General features: G+C 66.7%; 6 protein-coding genes and 3 pseudogenes. 8 read left to right on the forward strand and 1 reads right to left on the reverse strand.

Annotated elements, in window-relative coordinates; all coding sequences use genetic code 11:
* Window positions 1-288: 288 nt before the first annotated feature.
* The 5 genes and pseudogenes from ACFP3V_RS05735 to ACFP3V_RS05755 all read left to right on the forward strand — a co-directional run.
* Window positions 289-432, forward strand: a pseudogene (locus ACFP3V_RS05735) (transposase); the annotation flags it as partial.
* A 204-nt stretch (window positions 433-636) separates the two neighbouring features.
* Window positions 637-1,125, forward strand: coding sequence for a YfbM family protein (locus ACFP3V_RS05740; RefSeq protein WP_380580412.1), 489 nt, complete (start codon window positions 637-639; stop codon window positions 1,123-1,125).
* Window positions 1,126-1,289: 164 nt separating this feature from the next.
* Window positions 1,290-2,498 (forward strand): ISAs1 family transposase, encoded by a 1,209-nt coding sequence (locus tag ACFP3V_RS05745; protein ID WP_380580414.1) that lies wholly within the window; start codon window positions 1,290-1,292, stop codon window positions 2,496-2,498.
* A gap of 23 nt (window positions 2,499-2,521) precedes the next feature.
* Window positions 2,522-3,405: pseudogene (locus tag ACFP3V_RS05750) on the forward strand (IS5 family transposase); the annotation flags it as partial.
* Between the two features lie 121 nt (window positions 3,406-3,526).
* Window positions 3,527-4,096, forward strand: coding sequence for a hypothetical protein (locus tag ACFP3V_RS05755; RefSeq protein WP_380580416.1), 570 nt, complete (start codon window positions 3,527-3,529; stop codon window positions 4,094-4,096).
* Window positions 4,097-4,106: 10 nt separating this feature from the next.
* Here ACFP3V_RS05755 and ACFP3V_RS05760 read toward each other — a convergent pair whose 3' ends face one another.
* The gene (locus tag ACFP3V_RS05760) at window positions 4,107-5,291 is read right to left on the reverse strand and encodes a glycosyltransferase family 2 protein (RefSeq protein ID WP_380580418.1); all 1,185 of its coding nucleotides are present in this window, start codon (window positions 5,289-5,291) and stop codon (window positions 4,107-4,109) included.
* A gap of 445 nt (window positions 5,292-5,736) precedes the next feature.
* Between ACFP3V_RS05760 and ACFP3V_RS05765 the strand changes: the two genes are divergently transcribed.
* The 3 genes and pseudogenes from ACFP3V_RS05765 to ACFP3V_RS05775 all read left to right on the forward strand — a co-directional run.
* Window positions 5,737-6,675 carry a glycoside hydrolase family 16 protein gene (locus ACFP3V_RS05765; protein WP_380580420.1) on the forward strand — a complete coding sequence of 313 codons (939 nt, stop codon included), beginning with the start codon at window positions 5,737-5,739 and terminating at the stop codon, window positions 6,673-6,675.
* A gap of 144 nt (window positions 6,676-6,819) precedes the next feature.
* Window positions 6,820-7,758 (forward strand): hypothetical protein, encoded by a 939-nt coding sequence (locus ACFP3V_RS05770; RefSeq protein WP_380580422.1) that lies wholly within the window; start codon window positions 6,820-6,822, stop codon window positions 7,756-7,758.
* 40 nt (window positions 7,759-7,798) lie between these two features.
* Window positions 7,799-8,751 (forward strand): annotated as a pseudogene (locus tag ACFP3V_RS05775) (IS3 family transposase); the annotation flags it as partial.
* Between the last annotated feature and the right edge of the window lie 34 nt (window positions 8,752-8,785).

Consider the following 8,785-nt stretch of genomic DNA (forward strand, 5'->3'; position numbering starts at 1 on the left):
TGGTGTAGCTCGTCGTCAGGCTGCCCTCTGGCCGGTCATCCACGTGCCCATGATCCGGAAGCAGTGGCCCGGGCACAAGCGCCGCCGGGATTGAATCTGCCGTGGTCGTGCCCGCGTGCCACAGTCGTGCCAGATCACGCGGTGAGGCACGGGGACTGACAGGGAGTCAGGGGGCTCCAAGCCGGCAAACCCCAGCCGGGGGGAATCGCAGCTAGGGCGCGTATCTGGTTGTGATCAATTTGCAGGTTCTGCCCTCGTGGTGGGCCCTGGTCCGGTAGATCGTGTTGTGTGACGCGAGTGCAACTGACGGACGCCGAGTGGGAGTTCATCGAGCCGTACCTGCCGATCGGTGAGTACGGCCCCTACCCCGAGCGGCTGCGCCGGCAGTTCGAGGGCGTGATCTGGCGGTTTCGGACGGGCGGCCAGTGCAGGGCGGCGTCGTTCAGCGTGTCTGTCCGTTTTGTGATCATGTGAGGCCGAGGGGCGCGAGGATGTGAACGTCCACAAGGACATCCGGCCTGGCCATGTGGCATGAGTTCCTGGCTGTCGCTGAGCGGCCCGCGGCCCGACAGACGTGCGCGGCCGACTGCGATCAGCTGGAGGTGAGGGGTTTGCTGCCCCTGTACGGTGTGCCTTATGAGCCTGGGAGTCCACTTCGCCATCGATGCGGAGACCGCCGATCGCCTGCTCGCGGCTGCCGACGACGATGAGGTTGCTGCGCTCGTCGAGGGGATTGAGGAAGAGGGCATCGGTGTTGGCCACTGTGACACCGACAAGGCGTGGGACGCCATCCATCGCAGCCTGACCGACGGTTACCTTGGCTACGCCAACGGCTTCTACCCGCTGAACGCTGTGATCCTGGGCGGCGTACAGCTTCATGAAGGTGACGATTACATCGTCAGCCTGCTCACTGCGGATCGGGTTCGCGATGTCGCCGACGCCATGGCCGATGTCGACCGCGAGGCACTGAAAGCAGGCTACGACCGCATCGACGTCGAAGACTACGGGCCGAACTTCGGCGACGAGGACTTCGCCTACACCTGGGCGAACTTCACTGACCTGGTCGTCTTCTTCCGGCAGGCAGCGGACGCAGGAAGCCACGTGATCTTTACGGTCGGCCAGTAGGGGTTTCGAAGCCGGGGCAGCGTCGTTCAGTCGGTCTGCCGACTTGATGACAGCTCATGTGCCCGAGCCGGCTGCGCTGTCCCAGGGTTGGGCCGGAACGGAGGCAGGCACGGTCTCCGGGTGATCATGAGGTGTCGAGTCCCTGATCACCGCAACGGAACACCGTGCCTGGCCGCTCAGCATCGCCCATCCCCGCCGGTCTGGGCCAGCTCGCTGTTGCCCGGCTTTCCGCCGCCGAAGAACACTCCAGCCTGCTGGACTGTCTTGCCACGGTGCCTGATCCGCGCCGGGCCAAGGGCACTCGCCATCCCCTCACCTTTGTCCTCGCCCTGGCCGCCTGCGCGGTCCTGGCCGGCGCGAGTTCTCTGACCGCGATCGCAGAGTGGGCAGCGGACGCACCGGCCACCGTGCTCACCGCCCTCGGCGGACCGAACCGTGAACCAAGCGGCCCGACCGCCCCCGCCGAGGACACCGTGCGCCGGGTCCTGCAATGCATCGACGGCGACGCGCTCGACACAGCGATCAGCTCCTGGCTCGCCGCCCGCGACCGCGACCGCCCGCCATCCGATCAGGACCCGCTCGAGCAGCCCCGACGTTCCCTGGCCGTGGACGGCAAGACCATCCGTGGTGCCCGCCGCACCGACGGAACCCAGGTCCACCTGCTGGCCGCGATGACCGGAACCGGCCTGGTCACCGCCCAGCGCGAGGTTGACTCCAAGACGAACGAAATCACCGTCTTCCGGCCGATGCTCGCCGAGCTCGACCTGGCCGACACCGTGGTCACCTTCGACGCCCTGCACTCCCAGACCGCCCACGCCCGCTTTCTGGTGGAGGAGAAGAAAGCCCACTACATCGCCGTGATCAAGGGAAACCAACCGCTGCTGCACCGGCACCTGAAGCGGCTGCCCTGGCGGGACGTTCCGCTGCTGGGCAGGACCCGCGCCACAGAGCACGGCCGTGACGAGATCCGCCGCGTCAAGACCGCCACCGTCACCCGTGGCCTCGACTTCCCCCACGCCGCCCAGGCCGTGCAGATCGTGCGGCGTCGCCGGATCGTCGCCGCCGGCAAGGTCACCCTGGAACGTGTCTACGCAGTTACCGACCTGACAGCGGAGCAGGCCGATGCTCCCGAGATCGCGCACCGTGTACGCGAACACTGGGGCATCGAGAACAAGATCCACCACGTGCGCGACACCACCTTCGCCGAGGACGCCTCGCGCGTGCGGACCGGGACCTCGCCCCGGGCCATGGCGGCACTGCGCAACCTGGCCATCGGCGCCCTCCGTCTCACCGGCTGCGACAACATCGCCGCCGGCCTGCGCAAGCACGGCCGAGACGCCACCCGACCGCTGGCTACCCTCGGGATCACGTGATCAAACCGGACAGATCCCCTGAACGACACCGCCCTGGCGGCCAGTGGCGGGAGGTGCCGGGCGAGTTCGGGGCCTGGTCGACGGTCCACAACCGCTTCCGGCAGTGGAGGGACGCCGGGGTGTTCGAGGCCCTGCTGGAGGGTGCGATTGCGGAGGCAGCCAAGCGGGGTGAGGTGGACTTGTCGCTGGTCAGCGTGGACTCCACGACCGTTCGGGCCCACCACGATGCCGCTGGGATGCACCTGGACCCCGACACGCTCGCCGACCTCGAGAAGGCCGCCGAGGAGGCGGAGAAGGCCCGGCAAAAGGGGGCAGCTCGGAGGGACAAGACGGGCAGAGCGCCGAAGACGTCCCCAAGCGGGACGAGCGGCGACGTGTCCGACGCCGGCGCAAGCTCCGCCTGAAGGCTGCCCTGCTCGGGCGCTCCAGGGGCGGTCAGACCAGCAAGGTCCACGTTGCCGGCGAGCGCAGGTGCCGCCCGCTGGTGCTCGTTCTGACCGAGGGGCAGGCCGCGGACAGCCCGCAGTTCATCCCCGCGCTGACGAAGATACGGGTCCGCGGGCCGGTCGGCCGCCCGCGCACGCGGCCCGACGCGGTCGCCGGGGACAAGGCCTATTCGTCCCGCGGCAACCGCGCCTACCTGCGCAAACGGCACATCAAAGCGGTCATCCCGGAGAAGAGGGACCAGGCCGCCAACCGAAAGAAGAAGGGCAGCGCGGGCGGTCGGCCCGTGGGACACGACGCCGAGCTCTACAACGAACGCAACACCGTCGAGCGCCTGATCAACAAGTTGAAGGCCTGGCGGGGCATTGGCACCCGGTACGACAAGACCCCGGAAAGCTACCTCGCCGGCCTCCACCTCCGTGGCGCGATGATCTGGGTCAAGGACCTCACCCGAACTCATTGATCACGACCGAATACGTGCCCTAGCGCCAGAATCCAGTCACATCCTCCTCAAAGCGGGTGTGCGGATGCCCTTTCGGTAGCCTCAGCCCAGCCGAGCGCGAGGGCGGCAGGACGGAGGTCAGATGATGCGGCGCGCCAAGGAGACTCCGGACTGGGTTGCCGGTGCATTCCTCCGGCACATGGCCCTGCTGGAGATCCGCGCCATGGCAGGCCGGCGCAAGGCCCTGCCCGTGTGGGCCGACGAGGATTATGTGGCATGCATCCGCTGGCTCGCCAATCTGTGCGACAACATGCCCTTCGCTCCGCAGTCGCGCCCGTGGTGGCCCCGGAGAGCTGATCATCGGCTCTATCAGCGCCCATTGAGCATCCGTCAGGTCGCTCGGATACGCGCGTCGTTCCATGCACGACAGGACACCATCGACGCCGCCAGCGGCCCGCCGACATCGGCTGGAGTCCCACGATCGAGCGATCCCGAACCGTCAAGAATGGGACTTAACGTCCTCTCAGGTCCCTGCGGCGCGGCGGTCACGGCGACGGCGACGGACGGATGCCACGTAGGTGATCAGCGAGACGACGATGAGAAGAATGCTGAGGCCAAGCAGGAGTTCCGAGGGATTTGCGACACCGGTGAGGAGGACCGCGACGAGTGCGAGGGAGAGAACAACCCCTGCTCCTCTGATGGGATTCACTGACTTTCCCGCTTCATTTCCAGGACGACACACGTGTCACATACGACTTCACCAAGGACGAGAGCATCCAGTAGGTCCTCACCACCGTGTAGACCAGCTCCGGAAGGAGCAGCGCCTCGACGAGCATGGCCTTCCAGCCCAGCTTCACGACTCGAAGGGCCGGGTAGATGATCCAGAACGCTATGAGCGCTACGAAGATCGGTGACGCGACAAAACCGTGACGGAGCCGCTCGGCGACCTGTTCTGCTCCAAAGCCCAGCACGTAGGCTCCACCGACGACCGCCATCACCACCGTGGCGATCGAGTGCCAGGTGAACCGGGTGACCCCACGCCTGCGCAGGGTGTCCACCGTGCCGCGAGTCCAACGCTCACGCTGCTGGATGAGTTCTCGCAGCGTCGGCATGAGGTCGGTGTAGGCAATGCAGAACTGGTTGGCGGTGACCTTCCAGCCGGATTCCTTGAGGGCCAGAGTGGTCTCGTAGTCTTCCACGAGGTTGCTGTGGTCCTCCCAGAAGACCTCGCCCCGCCAGTCGATCAGGCTCTGCAGGGCCTCCGCACGATAGAAGGAGCCGGCACCGGACATGGTGTGCACATTGGTCCGGTACCGGGCGTTGGCGGCCCGGCCGTACTCGATGATCTGCATGCCCAGCAGGAAGCGCTGCCACGGGCTCTGCCACAGGTTGGTGCGTCCCAGGCACGCTGCACTGACGCCGCCGAGCTCCGGGTCGGACGCGATGACGTTTCGCGCGCGCTCGATGAACTTCGGGTGCAGCTCGGTGTCAGCATCCATCACCAGGACGTGCTGAACGGCGTTGCTGAGTCTGCCTTGCACGGCCTCCTGCAGCCAGCGCAGACCGTGATTGAGCGCGCCGGCCTTCTTGTGCGGGTTGTCCGGCAGGTTCAGCACCACCGTTTCAGGAGAGCCCGGCTGGGCGGCGAACTCCTGAGCGAACTGCAGGGTTCGGTCCGTTGAGTTGTTCACGACCACGACGATCACGTCGGGCCGAACGCTCTGCCTGGCCAGGGAGTGGAGCGCGGTGAGGACGCCGATCTCCTCGTTGCGCGCGGGGACCAGGGCCACGGTGTCGACGAGTGGAGCCGCGCCTTCGCGATCGAGGCCGGCCCGACGACGGCGATGACGACTGCGCGAGCCGCCGGAACGCTGGGTCTGCGCCCGCCGAGTTGCCGTGGTCGACAACGTTCCTCCTCCTCGGCCGGAAACCCGGGCCCTTACTGACCAGTTGATGGTGTGTGACGGCATGCCGCACTGCACGGGAGCCCGACCAGCCCGATGGGGCTCGCGCGCCACGCGGTGTGATCATATGCCACACACAATCTTTGCAGATTGCCCCCGGGTGATTTGCCATGGCGAAGGCTTGAAGGATCGGCGAACGAAGAACGGCTGGTGTGCCGAAGGGTGGGCAAGGGTTGGCGAATTGGGGCATAGGCGCAGAATTGTGGGCCTTTCCCGGGACGGTACTACGTGGTTTAGGATCGCGCCCTGCGCGGTCGGGATTCGCCTCCTGAGGAGTTTGATCGTGTCCATGCCATTTTACTTCTTGTGCGACTAGGAGTTTCCCGTGACGCCTCCAGGCAGCCAACCCAAGAGCTGCAGCCGGAGGGTCTTCGATCTGCTGGTCTTCGTGGTACTGGTAGCACTGGGCGGCGCCGGGCTGGTTCCGCTCTACCACTGGCTCCACCCGGCAACCACGTCCGTCGGGGCGTCCCGCACGGACGCCTCCGCGCAGCCGGCCGCCTCCCCAACGCCAGCGGGCCCCTCGCTGGCACCGTTCGGCGTCCTCTTCGACGGCTTCCACTACGGCGACCGCAACGACGCATCGCTCAAGGCCCACGGCTGGAGCGCCCGCACCTACCCCGGGGGACCAGGCATCAAGGACACCTGGTCGAACGCTGGCCTCAGCTTCCCCAAGGTGCAGTCCGCCCAAGGTGGCCAGGTGATGCAGCTTCAAGTCACGAGCGACGGCACCAAGGCCGGCACCCACCAGACCGAGCTCGAAAGCACCGAGCCGACCTTCTACGACGGAACCTACGCCGCGCGCATCTACTTCACCGACGGCCCGGCCGTCGGCAAGAACGGTGACCACATCAACGAATCGTTCTACGCGATCTCCTCGCCGAACGAGACCCGGCAGTACAGCGAACTCGACTACGAGTACATGCCTAACGGCGGCTGGGGCTCTATCCGGCCCGAACTCGACACCACGAGTTGGCACAGCTCCAAGCAGGGCGACCGCGTCTACCATCCGACGTACCAGCGCCTACATGGGTGGCACACCGTGATGATCACCGTGCACGATGGGCGGACCGACTACCTTCTGGACGGCAAGAAGCTGTTCAGTAACGACGCGTCCTACTCCTTGCACGGGCCGGTGGACGTCGCCTTCAGCACCTGGCTCATCGACCTTCCCTTCGCCGGCAAGCGTACGTGGAACATGCAGGTCAACTGGTTCTACTACCAGGCTGGAAAGGTCCTGACTCTCAGTCAGGTCAACAAGGCCGTAAAGGGCTACTACGTGCACGGCCAGACGTATGTCAACACCCTCGCCGCCTCCCCCCGCTGAAGCCCCAAGGGCTCTCCTCCCGGATGAATGCCGCCGCATCGGCCCCTCTCGCGCTGGTCGCCGCGACGCCGCACGCCAGCACCGCGATCGTCGAGTTCGCGCGTACGGACAGTTGCTCGCTCTGTGAGCAGTAGCCTCACAGACGTGGACTTCGATGAACCGGTCCTGCTCGGTGCCGAGTTGGCTGCTGCTCAGCAGCGGGAGATGGAGCTTCACCATCGACGCCGCCGCGCTTCGCCTCTGCAGGACGTGCGGTACGAGCCTGGCGAGAGCCGGCTCTGGTGCTGGGTGGACGCAGCAGCGGACCTGCCGGTGGCTCATTTCGTCGAACGCTATCGGTCGCTGCCGGCGTATCGGCGCAGAAGGACGAGGGCGCGGCTGCGCCAACAGGACTTCTACACGCTGATCTTGTTTGCCCGACGTGCTGCCTTGCGCGCGATCCGCACCGGAGAGGGTGATCTGGTGCGCTACGCCTACGATGCGTTGTCGGCGGTTGTATTGGACCGAGTGGACTGGCGGGACGTGTGCTGGGCAGCTGCTGTCCTCGGATACGCCGCCCAGCGGCTGGGGCTCTCGGCGCGCACGTTGGCGGCAGGAGCCGTCGCCCACGCCGAAGGGGATACCGCCGCCGTGCTGAGGGACAAGTCCTGCGAGTGGATCGACCTGGCCGGGGATTGGGGGCTGCGTGAAGTCGACGCCGGCACGGGGCCAGTTCTCCTGGACAACGACGCGGCCACCTACGAGCCCCAGTTCGACCTTGCGGGTATGGCCATCGCCCTGGCCGATGCCTTCGAGGCCGACCGATACGCCGTCACGGGCGTGACGATCACCGACAGCATCCCGGCGATCTGGCTCAACGACTACCAGGCAATGGGGCTTGAGGCATGTGTCAGCGTGTCAGCACACCTACGAGACTCTGACGCCCAGCCGATGCAGGAGGACATGCTGCTGGCCTTTCTGGCGCAGATGCAGACCCGGGCTCATGCCTCAGCGGTCGTCCATGCAGCGAACAGTCGAGAGACGCCGCATTCGTCATGCCTGACCGCGGCCTCGGGCCTTCGCCCTGAGTGGTGGACACGCTGATACTGGATCTGCTTGATCCGGAGGAAGCGAGACACCGCCGATGGCGATGAAGGACTACTCGGACGAGTTCAGGGCCGATGCCGTGGCCCTGTACGAGTCCACGCCCGGGGCGACCTACAAGGACATCGCCGCTGACCTGGGCATCAACCGGGCCACCCTGCGCGAGTGGGTCCTGCGGGACCGGCAACGCCGAGGAATCGCCCCTGCCGCTCGAGCGGGTGGTCAGGCTCCGGTCCGGGCCAGTGAGCCGGCCCCGTCGGCTGACCCGGACGAGCGGATCCGGCAGTTGGAGGCCCGGGTGGCCGAACTCGAGGCCAGCGAGCGGAAGCTGGCCACCGAGCGGGACATCCTGCGCAAGGCGGCCAAGTATTTCGCCGGGGAGACGAACTGGTGAGCCGCTTCCAGTTCGTCTACGACCACCGGGACACCTACGAGGTGAAGCGGCTGTGCCAGGTCCTGGACGTCAACCGGTCCAGCTACTACAAGTGGCTGCGCGGGGCCGACACCAGAACCGTCCGCCGACGCGAGGACCAGCTGCTGGCCGAACGGATCCGCCGGATCCATGCTGATTCCGGCGGGACCTACGGCTCGCCGCGGGTGACCGCCGAGCTGCGCGAGAGCGGAACACCGGTCAACCACAAGCGGGTCGCCCGGGTCATGCGGACCCACTCCATCGTCGGCGTCCGCCTGCGCAGACGAGTCCGCACCACCGTCCCGGACCCCGCTGCGACGGTCGTCCCGGACCTGTTCCAGCGGGACTTCACCGCCCCGGAGCCGGGACGCAAATACATGGGCGACATCACGTATCTGCCGTTGGCCGGTGGGGAGTTCCTCTACCTGGCCACCGTGCTGGACTGTTTCAGCCGCAAGGTCGTGGGCTGGTCCATCGCCGATCACATGCGCACCAGCCTGGTCGCCGACGCACTGCGGATGGCAGCCCAGGTCCGCGGCAGCCTGGACGGGGCGGTGTTCCACACCGACCACGGCGCGCAAGGCGGATTCAACTGATCGTCGCAACACCGGCGTG

This window comes from Streptacidiphilus monticola (assembly GCF_042658505.1).
Taxonomy (GTDB): domain Bacteria; phylum Actinomycetota; class Actinomycetes; order Streptomycetales; family Streptomycetaceae; genus Streptacidiphilus; species Streptacidiphilus monticola.